Raw genomic sequence first — 24,688 nt, 5'->3', positions numbered from 1 at the left:
ATGTCCGATCAGGTTGCGGGGAGTGCGCAGGTGCGGAACCCCGTATACACATCGTTTCTCTGCGGGAGGTAGGCCTGGCGATAGGTCCCGCGAATCAGGTTGGACGACGTCGCACAGCTTCCTCCCCGGGTCACCTTGTGATCACCAAACTGCAGAGTAGACATGAACGGATACATGTCGATACGGAAGCCGTCATAGGGGAAAAACTGACTGCTGGTCCACTCCCAGACACCGCCGATCATCTGACGACAACCAAAGGGGCTGTCGCTTTCAGGATAATCCCAGACCGGGTTCTGCGCCATGCCCCAGCCGTCCATATCCGCCTGCGCCGGCGTTGGCGGCTCATTGCCCCAGGGGTAGCGTCGGAAGGCCTCACCCGGCCGGTTGCCGAGAGCGGCCACCTCCCACTCATGCTCTGTGGGTAGCCGGCGCCCGGCCCAGTGGCACCAGGCTTCCGCTTCCCAGTAGGTAACATGGGTGACCGGCGCATCGGGATTCAGTATCTGCCAGCGGTCAAACAGGCGCTCCTGCCACTGCTCATCGTGCCAGCGCCAGTAGAGCGGTTGTCTCGGTTCGCTCATCAGCGGCTCGGCACACCCATGCACCAGCGCCACATCGGTCTCGGACTGCAGCCATTTGCGGCCGCCAAAGGACCACAGCTCCGGGCGGCGGTAGCCCCCATCCTCCACGAAGGCCTGAAACTCGCGGTTGGACACCGGAACACGGGATATGGCGAACGACGGCAACTCCACATCGAAACGTGGCTTTTCATTATCAAACCCGAAATCGGTATCCGCGTATGCCGCGGAATCTCCTGGCATGCCGATAAGCCAGCGCCCGGCCGGGATGACGGCATCGCCGTCGATGCGTTCCCCGGGTGCCGGACGCTCGGAATTCATCTCAGGCGGAGCGGGATAGCCGACGGTCTGGCGGCACCAGATCAACGATTCGATGTGCATGTTCTGGTGATAGATGGCGTAGCGATAGAGGTACCGATCCCGGTCCGTCATCGGCCGGGAGCGGATACGATCAGCCATGCGGTCGTAAATGGTATCGAAGTACGCCAGCGTTTCTTCACGGCCGGGAAACAGATCCCGGCACCAACGGTCCCGGTGGTCCACATGGAAGGAGTCCCACAGGTCGTCCATGGCCGGGTTGAAGCTGGGCGTGCCGTCCAGCAGGTTGAACACAAACACTTCGTAGAAAAAGGCCGCGTGCCCCATTTCCCACAACGGCGGATTAACGCCCGGATGATAAGGCACGTCCAGAGCGGCGTCCGGCAACGAGGTAATCAATGCCCGCGTGCGCTGCCGGGTGCGTTCCAGATCCGCCAGAATGATTGCCTTGTCCACGCGCTTGCTCCCCGAAACCAACAGACCGATGAGTACGATAACAAACTGCCTGACGGATGAGTGCGGATACGGCCGAATTTCCGTTATTTCTCTCGCCCTATCCCCAATTCAGGGGATTCCAGAGCCCTGTCCCTTTGCAATAGTGATTTCGCACCATCAAAAGCCAAAAAAAGGATGTCATCCATGTTATCCCTGAAAAAACTCTCATTGGCTTCGGCCATTGCCGCTAGCGTGGCTCTTTCTGGTTGTAGTAATTCTTCTTCAAGCGGTTCTGACGACCCCGTAGCGGGTGACGTCGCAATCAGCGGCACCGCCAGCGCACCGGGCGGCCAGATTGCCTATTACCAGGAAAAAAGCCTGCTCGAGATCGCCAGCGGCTTTCTGATCCCCCGCGCCATGGCTGCCATCAGCGGCCTGCAACCGGTTGAAGGCGCCGACGTGGAACTCATCCGTGTGGATGATAACGGCGAGCAAATTGGTGAGGTTCTCGCCACGGCGCGCACCTCCATCACCGGCGATTACTCTCTGACCCTGCCCCAGGGCGTCAACCTGGCGGGCAATCTGGTGGTGCGCATCACCGGCACCAACAACGCGCAGATCCGCTCACAAGTGGTTGAGCAGGACGTGGATATCGACCCGGCCTCGGAATTCATTCTGCAAAAGTTCGTGCAGAGTGGCGCCTCCCTGGAAAACCTCGAAGTCACCGACGTGGTGAAGATCAAAAGCCGGGTGGCGGAATTTGACCTGACCGCGTCACCGGACTTCCAGCTGGCTGACATGCTGGCGGAGCTGGACAAGGTAGTGGGCGAGGATCTCGAGGGCCAGATCGAACTGGCCACCACCGAAGACGGCGATGTGACAACCATTGCCGGTGACTACCGCTCCTCAGCCATCGAACTGGGGCTGTACGATTCGGACAACAACAGCGGCGGCACCTGGGCCTCGGAAATCTTTACCGCAAACTTTACCTTCGCCTCGGACACGGACGGCGACCTGCAAATCACCCTGACCACCGAAGAGGGCCTCGACAGCCTGTTGAGCGGTCCGGGTCTTGCCAATACCAGCCTGTTCACCTCTGGCGACATTAATGACGAGGCGGAATCTTTCCCGGGTATCTTCAAGGACAACAACACCATAACCCTGGAAGTGCCGTTTGAAGAGGAAGTTGAGGGTGCTGTCGGCTTCCGCTCCCCACCCGCCACGCTGCGGCTGCAAAAAGCCCTGAACAGTAACGTGTTCGTGCTGGCAAACACCGAGACCGTTATCCGGTATGGCACCACCATGGAGGGTGATCTGGATCCCAACGCGAAAGAGGGCGATGAACTCTCCAAGACCCTGGAGGTCTTTGCGCAAACGCCATCGGGCGATAGCCCGATTGATCTGAACGGTGCTTTCGGTCGGGTTTACTTGGAAAATGATCAGGCCGCTACAAGCAACATCACCATGACCACCGAGCAGAATATCGTTAATTTCAGGAGCACCGCACTGGACGCGACAGCCGGGACACTCCAGGACCTGACCCTGACTCCCGCAGGTGTTGAATACTTTACCGAGCCTGCCGGCGTGGAGGAAACCGATCTCCCCTTTGAACTGACTGACAACGGCGACTTTGTCACCATCGGTGGAGACCCGGAGGATGGCTTTATCAACGCGGATCTCAATTTCATTGCCTTGTTTTCGGCCGATGATTCAGTGCCGGGCGAATCCGAATTCAGCAAAACACTGATGGTGCGCCTGCCAGCCAGCGCCCCGACCATTGAAGGCAACAGCTACCGCGTGTTCGGTATCTCGACCGGATTCACCGGCGGTGAAGCTATCGAACTCGGCGGTCCGCGCTTCAACACATTGCTCAATATGAGCTCCAACACCGCAGGGACCGAAGAGGGTACGGTTGTAGCTCTGGATCGGGCAGGCTTCACCAGTCAGGTCGAGCGCGCAGCAACAGCGTTCGAGAGCGACGCCAGCGTGACGGTCGGGGAAGATGGCCAGACCACAGTGACCATCACGGAGTCCGACGGCACCACGGAACTGAGCGGCTTCTTCAACGAAGATGCCAGCATCGGTATCTTCACCAACAACTTCACACCGACTGACGGCACCACAGACAGTCTGGGCCTGACCATCCTGATGCAGGTCAACCCGTAAATCCGCAAACCAGCGGACCGCCAGCCATGCAGGCCTGGCGATCCGCCTGGGGCTTTACGACCCGCGCCTGTGAGCCCTAGCTCCACACCAGCAGTATCACCGGCACCGCCACCACCGTCACCAGTACTGACAACGGTAAGCCCAACCGCCAGTAGTCTCCGAAACGGTAACCTCCAGGCTCCATCACCAGGGCGTTGGACTGATGACCAATGGGGGTAAGAAACGCACAGGAGGCGCCCACGGCCACCGCCATCAGCACCGCATCGGGAGCCATATCCAGTTCCGTGGCCATACTGAGTGCAATGGGCGCAACCAGGATCGCGGCGGCGGCGTTGTTCACCACGTTGGACAGCAGCATGGTGCCCACCAGCAGCACCCCCAACACCAACGCCGGGGCAAGCCCCTCACTGATCATCAACATCTGGGCGGCAATCAGCTCGGCGCCGCCGGTTGCCTCCAGCGCCCCGCCGACCGGAATCATCGCAGCCAGCAGTACAATCACCGACCAGTCGATGGCCTTGTAGGCATCGCTGGGGTTGAGCAACCCGGTGAGCACCATAGCAACGGCGCAGCCAACCAGCGCCACCGGCGGCGCCAGCCAGCCCGCGACAATGGACACAATCGCTGCGATGAACAACCCACCGGCAAGCAGGGTCCGGCGATCCCGGCCCAGTCGCAAACCGCGCTCGGCCAGTGGCAGGCAGCCTAACTGCTGCAACTCGGTGCCCAGGGACTCTTCATGCCCCTGCACCAACAGGATATCACCAACCTGGAAACGCACATCGCCGATACGCCGTTTCAGCCTGTGCCCCTGGCGGGCCAGAGCCACCACGTTCAGCCCGTGCCGTTCCCGCAGGTTGAGTCGGTTCGCGGTCTGGTTCTGCAGGCTGGACTCGGGGGTGATGACCACCTCGGTGAGCAGGATGTCGCCGGCGTCGATCTCCGGCGGCGTCTCATCCGATTCCTCCGATGCACTGGCCAGTTCCAGGCCGGTGTTGTCCAGAAATGCCTGCAAGCTGTCGGTGTCGGCCTCCACCAGCAATACATCCCCTTCCTGCAGCACCTTGAAGGTGGAGGGTGCCAGCGACCGCTCCTCGTTGCGGATCAGGGCCAGAACCACCACGTCTTCTTCGCTCTCTGCCCGGGTCAGCAGGTTGTGCAGCGTACCCCCGGCAAAGGATGAGTCTTCTGGTACTTTCAGCTCGGTGACGTAGTCACCCACACTGAACAGCTTACCGCCATCGTCGCTGTCTTGCCGCCGCGGCGTCAGCCGCCAGCCCACCAGGGTGATAAAAGCGATGCCCGCGAGGGTAATCGCCGCGCCCACCGGCGCAAAGTCAAACAGCCCGAAACTGTCACCCTCACGGTAACTGGCAATAATGATATTGGGGGGTGTTCCGATCAGGGTCATGGTGCCACCCAGCAGCGAGCCGAAGGCCAGCGGCATCAACAACAGTGAAGGCGAGCGACCGGCCTCACGGGACATCCACACGGCTACGGGCATCAGCAGTGCCAGCGCCCCCACGTTGTTGATAAAGCCCGAACACAGCGCGACCACCGCGGTGAGCATCAGCAACTGCAATGTGGGCCGATGCCCGACCTTGCCCAGCAGCTTGGCGAGATTATCCACCACGCCACCGTTCACCAGCCCCTGACTGATGACCAGTACCGCCGCGACCGTCACCACGGCGGGATGACCAAAGCCGGCGAACAGCTCGTCCGAGGGCACCAGACCCGCTACCGCAATGGCCAGCAGTGCCAGCATGGACACCACATCAAACCGCAAACGGTTCCATACAAACAGGCCGAGGGTGGTGCCCAGTACGGCAAATACGATTCCCTGCTCAAGCGTCAAAACGTGTCTCCCGAAGTGCAACAGCCAACAGAGGCGTCAGATTCCTGTCAGTTGAACATACAATAGTTGTGGCTGGAATCACGCACTGAACATGAATTTCTGTTAACTTACCTCGGGTTAACGCTCTTAGCGGGCAGAGAGACGCGTTCACACCGTTGACGGTAGCGCGTATGACAGGGAACACAGACACAGGGAATGGCATGACCACCGACCTTTATCAGATTACGTTTGCAGGCAAGATTCTGGAAGGATTCAGCGAAGCGCAAGTCAGGGAAAATATGAAAGCCCTGTTCCGCACCTCAGACGACCGCACCGAACGGCTCTTTTCCACCACCCGAAAGACCCTCAGGTCCGGCCTCAGCCATGCCGACGCCCTGGTGTACTACGACCGCCTCACCGAGGCCGGTGCGGAAGTGCAGATATCGGCACAGGCAGCCACGACGCCAAACCCGACGGTGCGCAAATCCGCCGCAGTGCCCCCGGAAGAGCCGCCCCATCAGGACTCCGACGGCCTCCAGCGCCGGCGTTCAGGTCTGGAGTTCACCGGCAACGGCAAAGAGTACTTTGGCATCTGGATTGTCAACATCCTGCTGACCATCGTCACCCTGGGTATCTACTCCGCCTGGGCGACCGTACGGAACAATCAATATTTCTACGGCAATACCCGGCTCGACGGCGCCAGCTTCCAGTACCTGGCGAGCCCGATCACCATTCTCAAGGGCCGCCTGATCGCACTGGCGGTACTGGTCGCTTACGTGGTGCTGTCGGAATTGTTCGTGGAGGCCGCGGTGATGTTTGCTCTCGCCTTCATTCCCCTGGTGCCCTGGATCATGATCCGCTCACTCCGCTTCAAGGCGATCAACAGCGCCTGGCGCAATATCCGTTTCGACTTTGAAGGAAAGTACGGGCAGGCGTTCATGGTGACTTTCGTATGGCCCTTGCTGAACCTGCTGACGTTGCTGCTGCTCACCCCGCTGGTCATCAAGAAAACGCATGAGTTCGTCGCCAACGGCAGTCGCTTTGGCACCACCGGTTTTGAATTCAAGGGCGCAACCGCTGAGTACTACCGATTTTTTGGAATCGGCCTGCTTATCGCTATTGGCTTCGGCCTGGTTGCGCTCCTGATTGCACGCTCCGGCGCCGTTGCGACGGCAGGCCTGGTCGCCGCTGTCGGCTACGCCACCCTGCTGGGGTACTTCATGGCCGGTATCACCAACCTCTTCATGAATTCTGTGACGCTGGACCAGCATGGCTTCCAGTCCGGGCTGCAGCCACTGCAGATGTTCTGGATTTTCCTGAGCAACTCGGTGCTGGTGGTGCTGACCCTCGGTCTGTTCACACCCTGGGCCAAGGTGCGCATGGCACGCTACCGCGCGGCTTGCACGGCCATGATGGTGAAAGGCGACCTGAACCACTTCGTGGCGGCCGAAAGGAATCGCACCAGCGCGCTCGGGCAGGAACTGGGAGATGCCTTCGATGTCGATTTCGCCGCCATCTGAAGTCACTATTGAAGGGCATTTCTACACCGGTAGCCACTCCAATCGCCAGAGTGCCATTCTGCGATCGGTAGCGGGCATCATCATGGTGGAGACCGGCGACAGCCGGCTTCGCCTGTCTCCGGCCGATGTCCGGATCTCTCCCCGCATCGGCAATACGCCCCGCTACCTGCACCTGCCCGACGACGGCGTATTTGAAACCGAAGACAACGATGGGGTCGACCTGCTGGACCGGCAATCCCGCCAGGGGCGTGGCCGGCAGCTTCTACACCGACTGGAAAGTCATCTGGGCCTGATCCTGGTGGCGGTGGTGGTGACGCTGGCCACCACCGCAGTGGCCTTCGTGTACGGCGTACCGTGGGCGGCCCACGTTGTTGCCAATGCCCTGCCGGCATCCGTGGCTGAACAGGCGGGGCGCTCCACATTGGCTACCCTTGACTCAACCTGGCTGGAACCTTCAACCCTGTCCACTGAACGTCAAGCTGAGTTACAGGCTCATTTCCGCTCGCTGTTGATGACGGCAGACACCCGGGAGCCTCTGCGGGTACTGTTTCGCCATTCCCCCGCCATTGGCGCCAACGCCATGGCTCTGCCAGACGGCACGATGATTTTTACCGACGATCTGGTAAACCTGGCGCAACACGACGACGAACTGTCGGCCATTCTTGCCCATGAAATCGGTCATGTCGCCCATCGGCACGGCTTGCAGGGCATGGTTCAGGGCTCGCTGACATTCTGGCTGATCGTGATGATGACCGGCGACCTATCGGCCTTCTCCGATGCCACAGTGGTGGTGCCCGCCGTACTCGTGAGCCTGGCCTATTCCAGGGAGATGGAGCGGGAGGCAGACACGTTTGCCCTGAATAACCTGCAGGAAAACGGTATCGATACCGGCCATTTCGCCAACATCATGACCCGGTTGATGGCCATAGCCGGCACAGAATCGTCTGAAGAACAGACCCGGGACAGCCGGTGGGATGCCGTGCTGGATATGCTCTCCAGCCACCCCGGTGGTGACGAGCGCATCGAGCGTTTTCGCCCTGGCCACTGACGTGACAGGCCTACAACTGTCGACAAACTTTACAGAATTTGACAATTGGCCTGTCGCGCCAGATGCAAGCCACTGAAAACAGGCCTGCCCGTTCAGATGGCACATTCCATGTATGAATGTTTTCCGGAACGCGTTCTCCGGGAGATCCGTCATGAAGGAACAACGACCGCTCGTCTGGTTGTCAGCGGCTAACGCCAGAGACCAGCAGGACTCTCTTCTGTCAGCCCACTGGAACATCCATTCGTTTGATTTGACCGAACCGCCCCCCTTTGCGCTCGCGGGTGCCGGGCGAGCCCGTGTCGGCATTCTGGATCTCAGTGTCTACCCGGACGAAGGCACGCCCTATCTTGATCAGTGGATCGAGGCGTTCCGGCTGTCCTACTGGGTTGGGTTGCTGCCAGCCTCCCCGAGCGAGGACAGCCGTCTCGGCACCCTGATCTCAAGACACTGCACGGATTACCACCACCTGCCACTGGATGCCGATCGGCTCAATACCGTTCTGGGACACCTATGGGGTATGGCCCAATTGCATGCCCGCACCGATTTCGAGCCCCACGACAGTTATCAGGATGCCGCCCTGGAGGGAGGATCCCAGGCCATCCGCCAGGCCAGAGCCATGCTGCGGCGCTTTGCCAAAACCCACGAACCGGTGCTGATCTCGGGCGAAAGTGGCACCGGCAAGGACGCGGCCGCGCGCTTCATCCACCGCCACTCCTCCCGCAGAACCCAGCCGTTCGTCGCCGTCAATTGCGCGGCTTTACCGCTGCCGCTGACCCAGAGCGAGCTGTTTGGCCAGGAGGGAGACCCCCTTGGCGTCTCGGTTACCGCCCGCCGCGGGCGGGTCGACGCCGCCGATGGTGGCACCTTGTTGCTGTCTGGCATTGATGAGCTGCATCCGGACCAGCAATCGGCCATTCTGCGATTTCTTCAGGAGGGACAGATTGAACGGGTGGGCGCGACACGCCCCCACAAAGTGGACGTAAGGGTGATCGCAACCACCGCCCGCCCACTCAAGAACCTTGTCGAGACCGGCGCGTTTCGCAGCGACGTTTACTACCGCCTGGGCAGCCTGGAGGTGCAATTGCCGCCACTGCGTGACCGCCCCGAGGACATTCCGGTGATCGCCAACCACATACTGGCAAACACCCACACCACGTTCGGCGCTCGCAAATTGAGCACCCCCGCCCTGCAGAGTCTGGCGCAGTACCACTGGCCCGGCAACCTGAGGGAGTTGCAGAACCGCTTACGTCAGGCCATGTTGCTGAGCGAATCGTCGATGATCGAGCCGGCGGACCTCGGGCTCGCCGAGCTGGGCATGGCCGTACCCGGGCAGGCGGGGCTGACTCTCGAAGCCTTCCGCGCCCGGGCAGACCAGCAGGCATTATCGTGCAGCCTGGCGTTGTCGCATCAGAATGTGACTGCAGCGGCGCGGATCCTCAAGATTTCACGGGTATCCTTTTATCGCCTGATGGACAAATACGATCCCCACCACACCCGATCTCACGGCGGCAAGCACCACCGCAACCATCAATAACCGTGTCGCTGAAAACACAAAACCCCGCACCAGGCGGGGTTTTGTGTGTCAGGCATGGCCAGCGGCCCTGCCCGGAGACAACGAGCCGTTCGATTAACCGAACTGGTTCATAGTGTTGTCTTTACCACCGGCTTTCAGCGCGGCTTCACCAGCGAAGAATTCCTTGTGGTCGTCACCGATGTTGGAACCAGCCATATCCTGGTGCTTAACGGTGGCGATACCCTGACGGATTTCCTTGCGCTGTACACCTGCCACGTAGGCCAGCATGCCTTCGTCACCGAAGTAGCCCTTGGCCAGGTTGTCGGTCGACAGGGCCGCAGTGTGGTATGTCGGCAGCGTGATCAGGTGGTGGAACACGCCTGCTTCACGAGCGGCGTCGCGCTGGAAGTTGGCAGTCCACTGATCCGCCAGCTGACCCAGCTCGGTGTTGTCGTACTCTTCGCTCATCAGCTTGGGACGGTCGTAGGCAGATACGTCCTTGCCTTCTTCCTGCCATGCGTCGAATACCTGCTGACGGAAGTTCAGAGTCCAGTTGAAGGACGGGCTGTTGTTGTAAACCAGCTTGGCGTCCGGCACCACTTCCTTTATGCGGTTAACCATGGCAGCGATCTGGCCAACGTGCGGCTTCTCGGTTTCGATCCACAGCAGGTCTGCGCCGTTCTGCAGGCTGGTGATACAGTCCAGAACAACACGATCTTCGCCAGTGCCGGCTTTGAACTGGAACAGGCCAGAAGCCAGACGCTTCGGACGAACCAGCTGACCGTTCTGCTTGATCACAACGTCGCCGTTGTTGATGTCTTCGGCTTTCTCGATCACCTCACCATCGATGAAGCTGTTGTACTGGTCACCCAGATCGCCCGGCTCGTTGGTCACGGCGATTTTCTGAGTCAGGCCAGCGCCCAGGGAGTCAGTACGGGCAACGATAACGCCATCATCAACACCCAGCTCAAGGAACGCCAGACGCACGGCGTTGATCTTGGACAGGAAGTCGGCGTGGGGGACCGTAACCTTGCCATCCTGGTGACCACACTGCTTCTCGTCAGACACCTGGTTTTCGATCTGGATGCAGCAAGCACCGGCTTCGATCATCTGCTTGGCCAGCAGGTAAGTCGCTTCGGCGTTACCGAAACCAGCGTCGATGTCGGCGATGATCGGCACGATGTGGGTTTCGTGGCTGTCGATCTGCTTGATCAGGTCTTCCGCCTTGGCGTTGTCGCCGGCGTTCTCAGCTTCTTCCAGAGCACGGAACAGGTGGTTCAGTTCCCAGGCATCCGCCTGACGCAGGAAGGTGTAGAGCTCTTCGATCAGACCAGATACAGCGGTCTTTTCGTGCATGGACTGATCCGGCAGCGGACCGAACTCGGAGCGCAGAGCCGCAACCATCCAGCCAGACAGGTACAGGTAACGACGCTTGGTGGTACCGAAGTGCTTCTTGATGGACAGCAGCTTCTGCTGGCCGATGAAGCCGTGCCAGCAGCCCAGGGACTGGGTGTACTGAGCGGTGTCGTTGTCGTAGTTCGCCATGTCTTCGCGCATGATCTTGGCGGTGTACTTGGCGATGTCCAGACCGGTCTTGAACTTGTTCTGGGCGCGCATGCGGGCCGCGTGCTTCGGGTTGATGGCGTTCCAGGTCGGGTTTTGCTTCAGAATGGAAGCAATGGCGTCAACGTCTTTTGCGTATGGCATGATCTCAGTCCTGTGTTCTACGGTTTGAGGTGCTCTTCATCAGAAGCAGAAGGTCTACTCCGGCGAGCCGGCTATCCGCTCAAAAAATGTTCAGATAACCGACGATGGGTGCTACTTTAGTGCCTTTGAATTTATAATTGAAATTTATATTATCTATTCTCGGCATTTTTTTGATGAATACCTGAAATCCCCGCCGAAAACCCGCTCTCGCTTTGGCGGGCGCTGACCGGCAGCAGCCCTGCCCCGGACCGTTCAGGTATGGGCCATGACCACCAGCCGGTCGCCGGCCTGCAGGTCCAGATGAGTATCGCGGGGCGGATTCATCATCAGGTGCCGGCCCCGCTCGTCGGCCTGGTGGCGGAAAATGCCCAGTGCCAGCTCGCCCTCCGCCGACAACATTTTTTCCAACACCCGGAAATCGGCACTGGCAGGCAGCGGGTAGTCCTTGGGGTCACGGAACTGAATTTCGGCACCACTGGCAGTGAACAGCTCGTCCAGCACCACGCGCAGCTCACGGCGCAGAGCCACTTGTGCCAGCACATGGCTGAGGATCATCGGGCTGATCATCATTTCACTCTGGTGACCGTACATCAGGTAGCGGTTGTCGGGGTCACTCAGCTCCATGATCAGTTGGGGCCGGCGATGGCCCTCCGCCAGCAGGTCCTCAAGCTGCAGGTAACCCACCATGGCGCGGGCATCCGCTTCCTCACCCGACGCCAGGCGGTCGCTGCTCAGCAGGATCACCGCGTCGTAATCCGCTGGGCGCACCTTGCGCAGCTCGTCCTCAACCATGTAATCCGCTTCGATGTGACGGCAGGTCACGTCGTGATTCTCATGAATGTACCGGGTGATGTCACGCTCCCGCTCTGCCACCGGTACGACTGACACAATATCGATGTGAAAGCGCTGGTCCGTGTAACTGCCGAATTCGGCGATCAGACTCGGCACACGGCGATTCCAGCCCAGCACCAGAATGGTTTGCGGACGTTCTGCGTGCTTGCGCTGGTATTTTCGGATGTCGCCACGGATGTTCGGTGGCAAGAGCTCCAGTTTCGGGTTGGCTTCGGTCTCCGAGTAATCCCGGGCCATCATGACCACCCGGTCCCGGTTCTCGATCGTCGTGTCGGTCGGGGCAATCAGGTTAACGTCCCAGCCTTTGTCCCGGGGTTTCAGGATGCCCAGAACGATGGCGCAGGGCCGCTGCGTTGCCAGCTCTCCCAGGGTCATTCCAGCCAAACGCTCGCCACCTCGAATGTAAATTTCATTGCCGTCGCCCGCGGTCAGCAGTTCATTGTAGATTTCCGACAACCCCGGATGCAGCACGTTCTGCACCATCAAACGGCTGATGGTGGCGTCGCCACCTACCACTTCCACTTCCCCGGGATACGCTCGCTCAATCACCGGATGCTTGCGAATATCCTGTATTTCCGCCACTACGTACGGCAACGGCAGGTTCAGATGCCTTGCCTGGGCGGCAATGGACAGCAACGCCTTGACCGTTTCCACGTCCGAGGTCATCAGGGTGCCCGCTTCATGGGCAGCGCTGGGCACGATCACCGCGGCCGCATCCAGACAGGCAACCCGGTGCAGGGCGTCCGGCTGGATCGCCATGCCCGAGCGCAGAATGATCTGCCTGGCCTTGCGGCCGATCCCGGGTTCGGTGCGCAGTTCATGCACCTGGGCGGCAGACGCATGCTCCGACAGCACCACCAGATTCAAGCGTTGGGTGTCGTGTTTTTCCAGAAACCGGCGCATGCGGCCCGAGGACCCGAGCAGCTCCGACAGCAGCGGCAAGGTCTGACTCGACCAGCCCAGCACAACGATATGATGTTTCAGGGTGACCGGCGTCAGACCCCGCTCCAGATCGCCCATCTTGGCGATCAACCAGCGTGTCAGGATCGCCACCAGCGTACCCATGAACACCACGTAGCCGCTGATGGTGAGCACCGTGGACACAAATCGCTGCCAGGTGCCGACGTCATCTCCCAGGTAGCCGGGGTCGGTCAGCCGCAGAAAAGCCCACCAGATGGCGGAGCCGGGGTCATCGAATGCATCCCCCTGGGGCAACACCAACAGACCGCCCACCAGCGAAATCAGCCCGATGAACACACCAACCACCAGTAACTGGAACCCCGCCCCTTTGACCAGCTGGCGTTCCAGCACAAATTTCACTCGATCAATGACCCTGAATGGCAACATTCGACTTCCCTTTGCGCTTCGCTACGAATTAGCCGTAGCATAGCCTAATAACGTTGATGAAGGCCCTGTACACCATGAACAGGCTACCTCCGCATCACCTCGCCCGGGTGGGCGCCATTACGTTGACGCTTGGCCTGTCGCCCGCTTTCCTGTGGGCCGGCAGCCCCCACCTGCCGCAGCCCTGGCGCCAGGAGGCGGTTGTTGACGGTCGCGACGAGACCTACAACACCGAGCGCTTTCTGCACCTGCTGACATTTCGCCACAGCGAAGCCCTCCCCGGCCCCACCGACAACGGCATTCGCGGCACCGGTGGCAGCGTGAGCAGCCGCCGTCTCTACCTCGACTTCCGCTTCCGGCAGGACTTCGGGTTCAATCATGACCATCAGGGTTTTCTGCTCGACATTCAGCGTAGCGAAGATCTGGACGGTACCTACCAGCGCCAACTGGTGGGGTTCCGGCACAATCTGACGGATAATACCGAACTCTGGCTGCAAGGCGATGTTTTCTCTGATAAAGCGCAGTCTGACGTGTACTTCAGTGCCCGTCACTATCTGGATCGCGACCACTGGATACACGCCAGCTGGATACTCCCGGACGCCTATTTCAATAGCAAGACCGATTCCGGTGACGAGTTCATCCGCGAACCCCAGAGTTTTTTCGTCCAGTGGCACCTCGGCACGGAAGCGACCGCCCCGGCTGCTGGCACTCTGGTGTCCATCAATGTCTCGCCACCCTCCGAGTTCAGCAGTCGCACGGAAAACCTGGTGGTCGAAAGCAAAAGCCTGAACGCTGCCGTCCGCCACAGCCGCGCCACTGAGAACTGGCTCTGGCAGGTCGAGATCAGTGGCGAGCTCACACGACGGCACTATCAGCTCGGCGGTGAGACCCTGGCAGGGCGGGCCGACTTCGAGCGCGACCATGTCAAATTCGCTGCCAGCGTCAGTGACAGCCACCGCCGGTTTCAGCCCCGGCTTGGCCTGTACTACCTGAGCCTGGAAGAGGACGGTTTTTTCGGCAGGGCACTCAACGACGTGGGGACGGTGAGCCGGCGGGAGCCCACTCTTTACACCGACCTGACCCTGCCGCTGTCTGCTCGCACCACCCTCAGCCCCGGCGTATACCTGAGCAAGCCGGACATTGACGAGCACTACCTGCGCAACCGGGGCCGCCAGGAGAACGGGTTTATCGGCAAACTGACCCTGCCGTTCAAAACCGTTCTCTCGGCACAGGATGGCGCTGTGCTCACCCTGAATCCGACGTTTTACCTGCACAAATTCGGCTTCGGGGGTGGCAATCTGCAGCTACACTGGCCCATGTGACGGGCATCCGGTTCCACCCGCCGGTTTGACGGACCATCACGGGGAGACCAACAACCCATTTCCAGCCGGGGGCGTATAACAAGCCATGACATCCTGTTCGCACACGCTCGTATTGCTCGCCTGCGTGACCCTCGCCGGTTGCGCCACCCGGGGCCCCGCCCCGCAGACCGCGGTGCTTCCGCCCCAGACCCAGTACGATGCGGTACTGACGGATAGCCGTGGTACCCGGCTGTCGATCAACCAGCTCGCCGGCGAACTGGCAGCGGCCGACGTGGTGGTGATCGGTGAATACCATGGTCATCATGGCGCGCACCTGCTGCAGTCCCTGTTGCAATCCGCCCTCTATCAACAGCGACCGCAACAGGTGTTGACCATGGAGCAGTTCACCCTCGATGATCAGGGCGAACTGGATCGGTACCTCGCCGGCGACACCGGTGAATCGGAACTGATCGCTGACACCGACGCCTGGCCAAACTACAAGGCCTCCTACCGGCCGCTGGTGGAATTTTCCAGAACCCGCGGTCTGCCGGTGATTGCCGCCAATGCCCCCGCCGACACGGTGCGCTGCGTTGGCCGCCAGGGAGCCGATTACATGAATCAACTCAGTACTGCCGAACGCGAGCGGTTTCCGAAGAACACCTTTGTCGACACCCCGGCCTACCGCGAAAAATTCTTTTCGGTGATGACCGCCGGTCACGGCAGCGCAGAGTTCAGCGCACGGATGGAGAATACCTATCGCGCCCAGCTGCTGCGGGACAACACTATGGCGGCGCAGGTCATCAATGCCCTGACGCGATACCCCGGCCATCAGGTCATTCATCTGACCGGCACCTTTCATGCGGAAGAGCGGCTGGGCATGGTGGCGGTACTGGAAACGCGGCGACCGAATCTGAACGTCGTCGTGATCAGCCCGGCGTTCTGGCAGGCCGGTGACTCGCTGAAGGCGCTGGCCCGGGCCAACCGCAGCAAAGGGGATTTTCTGTATTACCTGCAGCCGCTGCCCGAGGAGTACAAGGATCAGGAACGCCACCGGGAGGCCATGATGCAGCAATTCCGCAAGGCGGCCGAGGTCCGCTGCGACTGACTTCGGCTGCAACCCTCTCTCAGGCGGTTTTCTGCTGCCCGGCCCTGATAACGATGGCAATGCCCCCGAGAATGGCCACACCCGCCACCACCAGTCGCAGGGTCAGCGGTTCGCCCAGTAACAGCACACCACCGATGGCCGCAATCACCGGCACACTGAGCTGAACCGTGGCCGCCGAGGTGGCCTGCAACAGGGGTAACGCCATGTACCAGATGGCGTACCCCATGCCTGAGGTGACCGCGCCGGAAGCCACGGCGTAAATCAGGCCGGGGGCATCCACTTGCGCCCGCGTAAGCATGACCAGGCTCAGTACCAACGCCAGGGGCACCGCACGGATGAAATTGCCGGTGGTCACTGCGGTCGGCTCCCCGGCCCCCCTGGCGCGCAGGGAATACACGCCCCAGGCCATGCCGGCGGTGATCATCAGCAGGGCGCTGCCCACCGGGGGCGCTGACAATCCGGGCAGCAGCAGCCCGATCAGCCCGGCGAACGCCACCATGAAACCACCCCACTGCATCGTACCCGGCCGGTTGCCGCGCCAGATCCCGATGCCGATCATGGTCGCCTGCACCGCTCCGAACAGCAGCAGGGCGCCCATGGCAGCGGACAAACCACCGTAGGCAAATGAAAACGCCGCGGCGTAACCGAACAGTGCCAGAGCGGATCCCCAGGAACCGAAGGCCAGAGGTTGGCGACTGCCCCGCAGCACCACAATGAGCCAGAGGGTCAGTGCCCCGGCCACCAGGCGCACCGAGGTGAACGTTGCTGCATCGATGTCGGTATCGCGCAGCGCAGCCCGGCACAGCAGGGAATTGCCGGCAAAGGCAATCATGGCCACCGTGGTCAGCAGCAGGGCGCGAAAACGGATCACTGGGTCTGAACCATCTCGTCGGTTACCTGATAGTCACCACACAGCCAACGGCAGATTTCCCCGGCACCGGCGTGGGGGTAGCCCCGATAGATGGTCAACAGCGCCTGCTTCTTGTCTTCGCTGATGCGATGAAGGCCGGCGTCCTGAAGCGTGAGCAGATCCGCCTGCACCTGGTCGGCAAGATCCGCCCCGAGAATTTCCCGGGCAGCATGGCGGAAGGCCTGGCCGTACTGGTAGTCCGGACCCTGGCGATAGCTTTCGGCCAGCGTGATGGCCGGTATGGCGGTCAGAGTTGGCTGCAAGGCCGGATTGATGGCGTGGCCTGCCAACCAGGCCGCGTTGTTGGCGGGCCGGCCGGTGAACCCCCGCAGGTGAAGGTGGCGGGACATGCGGTCACCGTCGTTGACCGGGTAGTTGTCCCACAGCAGCGGCTTACGACCGAGGGCCTTGCCGACGCGCCTCAGGTGGCCCGGAGTCACTTCCCTCGCGCAGACCTCTTCCCCGGTCCAGAACACCCTGACCGCGGGATCCAGCAAGCCGCCCAGGGTGGCGAGGTAATCGCTGGGGCGCTCACCGAAGACCCGGTCCAGCACCGGGTCGTCGGAGTAGTAGCTCGGGCAGATCGACAACTGTGCGGCACCGGATCGTTCCTGCACCCAGTGCACGATGTCCGCCTGGCGGGCGGCGAGGTCCGGGGTGTCGCTGCGCATGTCGTCAAACAGGATGGCCAGCTCCTGCACACCGATTTCGTCGAGGAAGGCCAGCTTCTTTGCCAGCGCTTTTTTTGCCCCATCGTTAAAATCGTTGAACACCTCGAACGGGCTCAGGCCGACACCGAACCGCACGCCGTGCTTGCGGCAGAAGCGGCCAAAATCGGCCAGCTGCGTCGCGGTTTCCTGGGGGTGAGGCTCATCCCAGCGCCGACGCAGGTAGGCGTCGGCCTTGGGCGCATACAAGTAGAACCGGTAACCATGGGGCTCCAGAGCCTGCACCAGCTGTTTTCGCTCCGGCCAGCGCCACAACGGTCCGTAGAACCCCTCGATGATTCCAAGCTCGACAGTCATGGCTCCCTCCTGTTAGCGGGCGGATATGGGCCCGTCGCATGCACGTTACCGCATCTTAAGCTGGCCGCAAGACAACCGTATAGCTGGCCGGTTCTGCAATACCCTAAAGCAAGCTACTATAGCCTGAACCTGCACGGAATCGCGATCATGGCTGAATCCTCACAACGCCTTTCTGCACTGGACGCCCTGCGTGGCATCGCTGCCCTGGCCGTTGTGCTGTTCCATTATCTGCCTTATTACGACCAGCTCTACGGCCACACCTTTACCCCATGGGCGGTGCTGGATTATGGCCGCTACGGCGTGCATATGTTTTTCATCCTCAGCGGCTTCGTCATCTTCATGACCCTGGAGCGTACACGCACCGCCGGCTGGTTCGGTCTGGCGCGGGCCTTCCGGCTGCTGCCAGCATTGTGGGCCGGTATTGTGCTGACCTTTCTGGCGGTTCACCTGATGGGACCGGCCGATCGTGCAGTCGGCCTGGGCAGTGCGCTGTTGAACGCCACCCTGCTGCACGAATACCTGGAGTTCCCCCATGTGGACGGCGCCTACTGGAGCCTGGTGATCGAAGCCACTTTTTACTGCTGGATTGCACTGCTGTTTTACGGGCTGAAACAGTGGCAACCATTGCGGCTGGCGTTGTGGGCCTGGGTGGTGGTCAGCTATGCCGGCGTGCTGTGGTGGCGCGACATTCCCGGTGCCCTCGAATTTCTGGTCAAGGACCTGCTGTTCGTGAAATATGCTCCGCTGTTCGTCAGCGGCATGCTGATATTTCGCTGGCACCGGTACGGCCGCCCGGCGGCAGCGGATCTGGCGCTGCTGGCACTGGCGGTGGGGCACGCCCTGATTGCCTATAAAGCCCCGTTCAGTCTCTTCGTCGTCGGCTGCTATGGCGTGTTCGCGCTGGCCGTGGCCGGCCACCTCAACAGCCTCGCCAACCCGCCGCTGCTCTGGCTTGGCCGCCTGTCCTATGCCCTGTATCTGGTGCACCAGAACATCGGCTACGGCGTTATCGGCTGGAGCTACCAGGCCGGCCTGCCGGGCTGGGCGGGCGTCACTCTGGCCCTGGCCCTGACCCTCGCGGCCGCCATCCATTACGCCATCGAAAAACCGGCCCTGACGTGGTTTCGAAAACTCCGTCATCGGGCCACCGAACAGCCGGCGCCAGTGCCGGTCAGAACACTGCCCTGAAGGCCCGGAACAAGCCGTCGGAACGACTAAGACCTAGGTCGTAGAGACGCCGGTTTTGCGTTCCGTTTGCTAACAATTGCTGCTACCTTGAACTAGAATCACAAGCAAGTAATCCCTGTCGGGTGACGCCCGAATCATTCAAAAAAGACAAAAAACAAATCAGAGGATAGAAGAGCAATGAAGATCCGTTCTGTTCTTTCCGCCGCTGTGCTGGCCGTCGCAACTACCCTAGCCTCCGCACAAGCGCTCGCCCAAGACACCTTTACCCTGCGCCTCGCTGAGACCTGGGGACCGAACTTCCCGATTTTCGGTGATACCACCAAGCGCTTCGCAGAGACCGTTGAGACCATGTCCGATGGCCGCCTCAAGGTCCGCATCGATTCCGCCAACAAGCACAAAGCCCCGCTCGGCGTGTTTGACATGGTCAAGGCCGGTCAGTACGACATGGGCCACTCTGCCTCCTACTACTGGAAAGGCAAGGTTCCGGAGACCCTGTTTTTCACCAGCATGCCCTTCGGCATGAATGCCATGGAACAGTACGCCTGGTTCTACCACGGCGGTGGCATGGAGCTGATGCAGGAAGTGTACGAACCCCACAACATGCTGTCGTTCCCCGGAGGTAACACCGGTGTTCAGATGGGCGGCTGGTTCCGCAAGGAAATCAAGTCCCTGGATGACCTCAAGGGCCTGAAGATGCGCATCCCCGGCTTTGCCGGTGAAGTGTTTGCGGAAGTGGGCGTAAACCCCACCAACATCGCCCCGGGTGAGCTCTACACAGCCCTTGAGCGCAATACCATTGATGCGGTTGAGTGGGTCGGTCCGGCGCTGGACCTGCGCCTTGGCTTCCAGCAGATTGCCGATTACTACTACACCGGCTGGCACGAGCCTGCCACCGAGCTCCAGTTCCTGGTGAACAAGCGGGTGTGGGATAAACTCCCCGCTGACCTTCAGGAAATTATGCGTGTCGCCATGCGCACCGCCTCTTATGACATGCTTGTGCACTCCCAGCATGAAAACGCCAAAGCCTGGGCCAACATCAAGGAAGAGTATCCGAACGTGCAGATCAAACAGTTTCCGGATGACATCTTCCAGGCGATGTACAGCGCCAACAAGAAGCTACTGAAGGAGTCAGCCGAAGGTAGCGAGATGGCGGCCAAAATTATCGAATCCCAACAGAACTACCTTGAACAGAGCCGCGCCTACACGGACATTTCCGAACGGGCGTACCTCAACACCATGGCTGAAATCGAGTAACATCGCAGCCTTATCAGAGCCGGGATCGCTCGAGCAGTGATCCCGGCTTTGTTATTTGTAGCAACGGAAAATCGCCGGCTGATATGGCGGAGGAATATTAATGCGGTGGATTATCAAACTGGACGAGGGCCTGGCCCGTCTGTCCATTCTCTGTGGCTGGATTGCCTGTATCGCGATGATACTGATGGCAGCCAACGTCTTTTATGATGTTGTCGCCCGTTACGCGTTCAACAACGTCTCCATCGGCATGCAGGAAATGGAGTGGCATCTCTATTCCGTGGTTTTCCTGTTCGGGATTCCCTATGCCCTGCGCACCGATGGCCATGTGCGGGTGGACGTGTTCTACGCGCGCTGGAGCAACAAGACCAAAGCCTGGATCAACCTCGTGGGCGCGTTCATTTTCGTCATTCCTTTCGCCTACCTGATCGGCATCTATGGCTACGAATTCGCTCTCGATTCCTACACCATGGGCGAGGGCAGCGGCGACCCCGGCGGCCTTCCGCACCGCTGGATCATCAAGGCGGTGATCCCCCTGACCGCGGTCCTCACCGCCATCGCCGGCCTCAACATGGCCACCTTCGCGATGCGGGTCATGTCCGGTGAGAAGGAATACGAAGGCGAGCACAGCGCAGGGGGACTGGCATGATCGGCATGATAATGTTCGGTGTCGCCCTCATCATGCTGATGCTGGGCTTCCCGGTTGCCTTCACGTTTGGCGGCGTTGCGCTGTTTTTTGGCGTGTTTGCCGAGGGCATGGATCTGTTTGCCTTCATGCCTTACCGCATCATGAGCGTGATGCAGAATACCGTGCTGATGGCGGTGCCCCTGTTCATTTTCATGGGCGTGGTGTTGCAACGGACCAAGCTGGCGGAACAGCTACTGACCTCCATGGGCCGACTGTTCGGAGGCTTGCCCGGCGGCCTGGCCATTTCCACCATTCTGGTGGGCGCCCTGCTGGCAGCGTCTACCGGCGTGGTCGGCGCCAGTGTTGTCGCCATGGGTTTGATATCCCTGCCCGTCATGTTGGCGCACAAGTACGACAAGCGCCTGGCGACCGGCACCATTTGCGCCTCCGGTACGCTCGGGCAGATCGTGCCACCGTCCATCATCCTGATCATCCTGGGCGATGTGCTCGGCCTGCCCGTAGGCGATCTGTTCAAGGCAGCTGTCGGACCCGGCGTGGTGCTCATCGGGCTGTACATTGGCTATATCCTGATCATGACCCGCTTCAAGCCGGAAACCGCGCCGGCCATGCCGGACGACAGCGGCGTCTCGCGCAAGCGCGAGGTTTTCGATGCGCTGCTGGCCATTATTCCGCCGCTGGCGTTGATCGTTATCGTGCTGGGCTCCATCTTCACCGGCATTGCCACGCCCACCGAATCCTCCGCCCTCGGCGGCGTGGGTGCCGTGCTGCTGGCTATCATCTATCGCCAGTTCTCATTCAAGATGGTGTGGGATGCGTCCAAGGATACGGTCAAGGTCACTGCCATGGTGTTCGCGATTCTGATTGGCGCCACGGCCTTTTCCATGGTCTTCAGCTACACCGGCGGCGACTACCTTCTGGAGGAATGGCTGCTGCAGCTCCCCGGCGAGAAATGGGGCTTTATCATTCTGGCCATGCTGGTCATTCTGGTGCTGGGCTTCTTCATCGACTTCGTGGAGATTTCCTTCATCATCGTGCCAATTCTCGCGCCGGTGGCCGAGGCCCTGGGCATCAACATGCTCTGGTTCGCCATTCTGGTCGCCATGAACCTGCAGACCAGTTTCCTGACGCCGCCCTTCGGATTCGCGCTGTTCTACCTGAAAGGGGTGGCGCCACCCAATGTGCGAACGACCGACATCTACAAAGGGGTGTTGCCGTTCATCATGCTGCAGGTTCTGGTGCTGGCGCTCATTGTCATCTTCCCGGAATGGTTCGGGATGAGCTCGTCCTACTGACATCGATCCAGCATTGCCAAAAAATGCCGGGGCTATCGCTCCGGCTTTTTTCGTTTTTGCCCGCCCCCATGACAAATTACGATCATTTTCTATACTGATGACACAACCGGTGTTTCCCAGTTGTGCAGTCGGGATTCGCCTCACCCATAAGGGAGGCAAGGATTCATGAACCAGAGTACGGCCCAGAAAACGGAACCTTCCGGCCAAACCGACCGCCCACAGGCTCATGTGCTGAAACTGCCCATCGAGGGTCTTCAGGTAGATCGTGAACCGCGCTCCTACGAAGTCTGGCTGATCACCAAGCTCATGCGGATGGCGGGATCGCCCCCGGTGCGGTTCCGCCTCTGGAACCACGAAGTCATCGAGTCCGAGGCGGGCGAGGCCCGCTTCACGATTCACCTGAGTGACCCCAAAGCCCTGAGGTCACTGGTGGCCAATCCGAACCTGGCGTTCGGCGACCTCTACAGTGCCGGCCGGCTGCATGTGGAGGGCGATCTGGCCGAGCTGATGGAGACCCTCTACCGCTGCATTCATCAGGCCCGCCAGCGCTGGCCACGGTGGCTGGACGCGCTCTGGCGCAATCACAACCCTCGCCCCACAGGTATTTCCGAGGCGCGGGAGAACATTCACCACCATTACGATCTCGGCAACGAGTTCTACCGTATATGGCTCGATACTGCCGAGATGCAGTACACCTGCGCCTACTACGAGCGCCCGGACCTCACCCTGGAGCACGCGCAACTGGCCAAGCTGGAACACGTGTGCCGCAAACTCCGTCTCAAACCCGGAATGACGGTGGTGGAGGCCGGCTGTGGCTGGGGCGGCCTGGCCCGCTACATGGCCAGACACTATGGCGTAAAAGTACACGCCTACAACATCTCGAAAGAACAGCTGGCCTACGCCCGGGCTGAAGCGGAACGGCAACAGCTGTCGCATCTCATCGATTATGTGGAAGACGACTACCGCAACATTCAGGGCCGGTACGATGCGTTTGTCTCCATCGGCATGCTCGAGCACGTCGGCAAGGACAATTACCCGGCCCTGTCGGAACTCATCCAGCGCTCGCTCAAGCCCGAAGGCATTGCCCTGCTGCACAGCATCGGCCGCAACCGCCCCATGCTGATGAACGCCTGGATCGAGAAAAGAATTTTCCCGGGCGCCTATCCGCCCAGCATTGGTGAGTTCATGGAAATCTGTGAGCACGGCGATTTCTCCGTGCTGGATGTGGAAAACCTCCGGCTGCACTATGCCAGCACCCTGAGCGACTGGATGCAGCGCTTCACCGCGCGGGAAGCGGAAGTCATCGCCCTGTATGACGAGCACTTCGCCCGTGCCTGGCGCATGTATCTGGCCGGTTCCATCGCCGCCTTCCGCGCAGGGTCGTTACAGCTGTTCCAGGTGGTATTCACCCACGGGGGTAACAACCGGCTGCCCCAGAACCGGCAGGACCTGCACACCTCACCCGCCGCGCCGGAGGCCTGATCATGGACTACTACGATCTGATCATTGTGGGCGCCGGCCCGGCCGGGTCCACCCTGGCTCACGCGCTGCGAGGCAGCGGCAAGAAAATTCTGATGATCGACAAGCAGTCCTTCCCGCGAGACAAGACCTGCGCCGGCTGGGTCACGCCAGCAGTGATGAACAGCCTCGAGATCGACCTGGCCGATTACGAAAAGAACCGCACCCTGCAGCCGATTCGCCGGTTCCGGATCGGCATGATGGGGCAACCGGCGGTGGAAAATAACCACGACAAGGTGGTGAGCTACGGCATCCGCCGCTGCGAGTTTGACGACTACCTGCTCAGACGCGTCAACGCCCCCAAAGCGCTGGCCACACCGGTAAAGTCCATCGACCGCGAGAATGGTAACTGGATCATCAACCACACCTGGCAGGCGCCGCTTATCGTCGGCGCTGGCGGGCATTTCTGCCCGGTGGCCCGCCTGCTGGGCGACGGCCCGGGTGGTCACGAAACGGTGGTGTCGGCCAAGGAAGTGGAGTTCGAGATGACCCCGGAACAGTCCGAGGTCTGCGCCGCCCGCGGAGACATGCCAGAGCTCTGGTTCTGCCGCGACCTGAAGGGGTATGCCTGGGTATTCCGTAAAGGCAACTTCCTGAACATCGGCCTGGGCCGGGAAGACAACCACAAGCTGAGCGGGCATCTGGAGCAGTTTGTCGAGGAAATGAAAGCCAGCGGCCGCATCCCGCCCGATCTTCCGGGCCGGTTCAAGGGGCACGCCTATCTGCTTTACAACCACGCCGAGCGTCCGCTGGTGGATGAAGGCGTCATGCTGATCGGGGATTCAGCCGGGCTGGCCTATACCCAGAGCGGCGAGGGTATTCGCCCTGCCATTGAGTCCGCGCTGATTGCCGCACAGGTGATCCGCGAGGCCGGAGACAATTCCGCCCAGGCGCTCCAGACCTACGGTGAGGCCATCGCCGAGCGGTTCGGCACCCGCGCCACCGAGGCGGATCAGGGCTGGCAGGTTCCGGAGTGGGTGAAGTCGCCCCTGGCCAGCACCCTGATGCGCTCCCACTGGTTCACCCGCAGGGTGGTGACCGAAAAATGGTTTCTGCACCAGCAGGTACCACCTCTCGCGTTGGCCGTTTAGGGCAACCACAAAAAAGCCGGAGACAGGCTCCGGCTTTTTAATC

General features: G+C 60.6%; 18 protein-coding genes. 12 read left to right on the top strand and 6 right to left on the bottom strand.

Annotated features, from left to right (window positions below):
* Positions 1-8 precede the first annotated feature (8 nt).
* Positions 9-1,352 carry a selenoneine synthase SenA gene (gene senA, locus R0125_RS01085; protein ID WP_317236834.1) on the bottom strand — a complete coding sequence of 448 codons (1,344 nt, stop codon included), beginning with the start codon at positions 1,350-1,352 and terminating at the stop codon, positions 9-11.
* Between the two features lie 183 nt (positions 1,353-1,535).
* Between senA and R0125_RS01080 the strand changes: the two genes are divergently transcribed.
* A complete protein-coding gene (locus R0125_RS01080; RefSeq protein WP_317236833.1) occupies positions 1,536-3,497 on the top strand; it encodes a hypothetical protein in 1,962 nt (653 codons plus the stop codon).
* Positions 3,498-3,573: 76 nt separating this feature from the next.
* On the opposite strand, the gene R0125_RS01075 is transcribed toward R0125_RS01080, so the two are convergent.
* On the bottom strand, positions 3,574-5,352 hold the full coding sequence (locus R0125_RS01075) for an SLC13 family permease (RefSeq protein WP_317236832.1): 1,779 nt from the start codon (positions 5,350-5,352) through the stop codon (positions 3,574-3,576).
* A 200-nt stretch (positions 5,353-5,552) separates the two neighbouring features.
* Between R0125_RS01075 and R0125_RS01070 the strand changes: the two genes are divergently transcribed.
* From R0125_RS01070 to R0125_RS01060, 3 genes are all read left to right on the top strand, one after another.
* Positions 5,553-6,851 (top strand): YjgN family protein, encoded by a 1,299-nt coding sequence (locus tag R0125_RS01070; RefSeq protein WP_248181511.1) that lies wholly within the window; start codon positions 5,553-5,555, stop codon positions 6,849-6,851.
* Positions 6,820-7,899, top strand: a complete 1,080-nt coding sequence (locus tag R0125_RS01065; protein ID WP_248181512.1) for a M48 family metallopeptidase — start codon at positions 6,820-6,822, stop codon at positions 7,897-7,899. The genes R0125_RS01070 and R0125_RS01065 overlap by 32 nt, the downstream gene beginning before the upstream one ends.
* A 151-nt stretch (positions 7,900-8,050) precedes the next feature.
* Positions 8,051-9,433 (top strand): sigma-54 dependent transcriptional regulator, encoded by a 1,383-nt coding sequence (locus R0125_RS01060; RefSeq protein ID WP_248181514.1) that lies wholly within the window; start codon positions 8,051-8,053, stop codon positions 9,431-9,433.
* Positions 9,434-9,526: 93 nt separating this feature from the next.
* Here R0125_RS01060 and R0125_RS01055 read toward each other — a convergent pair whose 3' ends face one another.
* Both R0125_RS01055 and R0125_RS01050 read right to left on the bottom strand, forming a co-directional pair.
* Positions 9,527-11,119: an isocitrate lyase gene (locus R0125_RS01055; protein ID WP_248181516.1), complete on the bottom strand. Its 1,593-nt coding sequence runs from the start codon at positions 11,117-11,119 to the stop codon at positions 9,527-9,529.
* A 252-nt stretch (positions 11,120-11,371) separates the two neighbouring features.
* Positions 11,372-13,318: a CASTOR/POLLUX-related putative ion channel gene (locus tag R0125_RS01050; protein ID WP_248181518.1), complete on the bottom strand. Its 1,947-nt coding sequence runs from the start codon at positions 13,316-13,318 to the stop codon at positions 11,372-11,374.
* A gap of 74 nt (positions 13,319-13,392) precedes the next feature.
* On the opposite strand from R0125_RS01050, the gene R0125_RS01045 reads away from it, so the two are divergent.
* Both R0125_RS01045 and R0125_RS01040 read left to right on the top strand, forming a co-directional pair.
* Positions 13,393-14,637, top strand: a complete 1,245-nt coding sequence (locus tag R0125_RS01045; protein ID WP_317236831.1) for a hypothetical protein — start codon at positions 13,393-13,395, stop codon at positions 14,635-14,637.
* Between the two features lie 85 nt (positions 14,638-14,722).
* Positions 14,723-15,721, top strand: a complete 999-nt coding sequence (locus R0125_RS01040) for a ChaN family lipoprotein (RefSeq protein ID WP_248181522.1) — start codon at positions 14,723-14,725, stop codon at positions 15,719-15,721.
* 19 nt (positions 15,722-15,740) lie between these two features.
* On the opposite strand, the gene R0125_RS01035 is transcribed toward R0125_RS01040, so the two are convergent.
* Together R0125_RS01035 and R0125_RS01030 are read right to left on the bottom strand one after the other, a co-directional pair.
* Complete coding sequence (locus R0125_RS01035; RefSeq protein WP_282448272.1) at positions 15,741-16,553, bottom strand: DMT family transporter; 813 nt, start codon at positions 16,551-16,553, stop codon at positions 15,741-15,743.
* Positions 16,554-16,588: 35 nt separating this feature from the next.
* Positions 16,589-17,656 carry a beta-N-acetylglucosaminidase domain-containing protein gene (locus tag R0125_RS01030; RefSeq protein ID WP_317236830.1) on the bottom strand — a complete coding sequence of 356 codons (1,068 nt, stop codon included), beginning with the start codon at positions 17,654-17,656 and terminating at the stop codon, positions 16,589-16,591.
* A 147-nt stretch (positions 17,657-17,803) separates the two neighbouring features.
* Between R0125_RS01030 and R0125_RS01025 the strand changes: the two genes are divergently transcribed.
* The 6 genes from R0125_RS01025 (at position 17,804) to R0125_RS01000 (ending at position 24,645) form a co-directional block, all read left to right on the top strand.
* Positions 17,804-18,844: an acyltransferase gene (locus R0125_RS01025; RefSeq protein ID WP_317236829.1), complete on the top strand. Its 1,041-nt coding sequence runs from the start codon at positions 17,804-17,806 to the stop codon at positions 18,842-18,844.
* 177 nt (positions 18,845-19,021) lie between these two features.
* Entirely contained in the window at positions 19,022-20,098 is a 1,077-nt protein-coding gene (locus R0125_RS01020) for a TRAP transporter substrate-binding protein (RefSeq protein ID WP_248181526.1), read from the top strand.
* Positions 20,099-20,198: 100 nt separating this feature from the next.
* Positions 20,199-20,744: a TRAP transporter small permease subunit gene (locus R0125_RS01015; RefSeq protein WP_317236828.1), complete on the top strand. Its 546-nt coding sequence runs from the start codon at positions 20,199-20,201 to the stop codon at positions 20,742-20,744.
* On the top strand, positions 20,741-22,036 hold the full coding sequence (locus tag R0125_RS01010; protein WP_248181528.1) for a TRAP transporter large permease subunit: 1,296 nt from the start codon (positions 20,741-20,743) through the stop codon (positions 22,034-22,036). The genes R0125_RS01015 and R0125_RS01010 overlap by 4 nt, the downstream gene beginning before the upstream one ends.
* A 165-nt stretch (positions 22,037-22,201) precedes the next feature.
* The gene (locus tag R0125_RS01005) at positions 22,202-23,518 is read left to right on the top strand and encodes a cyclopropane-fatty-acyl-phospholipid synthase family protein (RefSeq protein WP_317236827.1); all 1,317 of its coding nucleotides are present in this window, start codon (positions 22,202-22,204) and stop codon (positions 23,516-23,518) included.
* Between the two features lie 2 nt (positions 23,519-23,520).
* Positions 23,521-24,645, top strand: a complete 1,125-nt coding sequence (locus R0125_RS01000; protein ID WP_317236826.1) for an NAD(P)/FAD-dependent oxidoreductase — start codon at positions 23,521-23,523, stop codon at positions 24,643-24,645.
* The last annotated feature ends 43 nt before the right edge of the window (positions 24,646-24,688 follow it).

The sequence above is a fragment of the Marinobacter sp. M-5 genome (assembly GCF_032911545.1).
GTDB lineage: Bacteria > Pseudomonadota > Gammaproteobacteria > Pseudomonadales > Oleiphilaceae > Marinobacter > Marinobacter goseongensis.
The sequence above is the reverse complement of the archived record's forward strand: the minus strand, read 5'-3'. Positions and strand labels throughout refer to the sequence as shown.

Coding starts and splice junctions, on each gene's coding strand:
- R0125_RS01005 (WP_317236827.1), top strand. CDS start 22,202: ATGAACCAGAGTACGGCCCAGAAAACGGAACCTTCCGGCCAAACCGAC.
- R0125_RS01045 (WP_317236831.1), top strand. CDS start 13,393: ATGAACAGGCTACCTCCGCATCACCTCGCCCGGGTGGGCGCCATTACG.
- R0125_RS01050 (WP_248181518.1), bottom strand. CDS start 13,318: ATGTTGCCATTCAGGGTCATTGATCGAGTGAAATTTGTGCTGGAACGC.
- R0125_RS01030 (WP_317236830.1), bottom strand. CDS start 17,656: ATGACTGTCGAGCTTGGAATCATCGAGGGGTTCTACGGACCGTTGTGG.
- R0125_RS01080 (WP_317236833.1), top strand. CDS start 1,536: ATGTTATCCCTGAAAAAACTCTCATTGGCTTCGGCCATTGCCGCTAGC.
- R0125_RS01065 (WP_248181512.1), top strand. CDS start 6,820: ATGCCTTCGATGTCGATTTCGCCGCCATCTGAAGTCACTATTGAAGGG.
- R0125_RS01040 (WP_248181522.1), top strand. CDS start 14,723: ATGACATCCTGTTCGCACACGCTCGTATTGCTCGCCTGCGTGACCCTC.
- R0125_RS01010 (WP_248181528.1), top strand. CDS start 20,741: ATGATCGGCATGATAATGTTCGGTGTCGCCCTCATCATGCTGATGCTG.
- R0125_RS01035 (WP_282448272.1), bottom strand. CDS start 16,553: ATGATTGCCTTTGCCGGCAATTCCCTGCTGTGCCGGGCTGCGCTGCGC.
- R0125_RS01055 (WP_248181516.1), bottom strand. CDS start 11,119: ATGCCATACGCAAAAGACGTTGACGCCATTGCTTCCATTCTGAAGCAA.
- R0125_RS01060 (WP_248181514.1), top strand. CDS start 8,051: ATGAAGGAACAACGACCGCTCGTCTGGTTGTCAGCGGCTAACGCCAGA.
- R0125_RS01015 (WP_317236828.1), top strand. CDS start 20,199: ATGCGGTGGATTATCAAACTGGACGAGGGCCTGGCCCGTCTGTCCATT.
- R0125_RS01000 (WP_317236826.1), top strand. CDS start 23,521: ATGGACTACTACGATCTGATCATTGTGGGCGCCGGCCCGGCCGGGTCC.
- R0125_RS01025 (WP_317236829.1), top strand. CDS start 17,804: ATGGCTGAATCCTCACAACGCCTTTCTGCACTGGACGCCCTGCGTGGC.
- R0125_RS01020 (WP_248181526.1), top strand. CDS start 19,022: ATGAAGATCCGTTCTGTTCTTTCCGCCGCTGTGCTGGCCGTCGCAACT.
- R0125_RS01070 (WP_248181511.1), top strand. CDS start 5,553: ATGACCACCGACCTTTATCAGATTACGTTTGCAGGCAAGATTCTGGAA.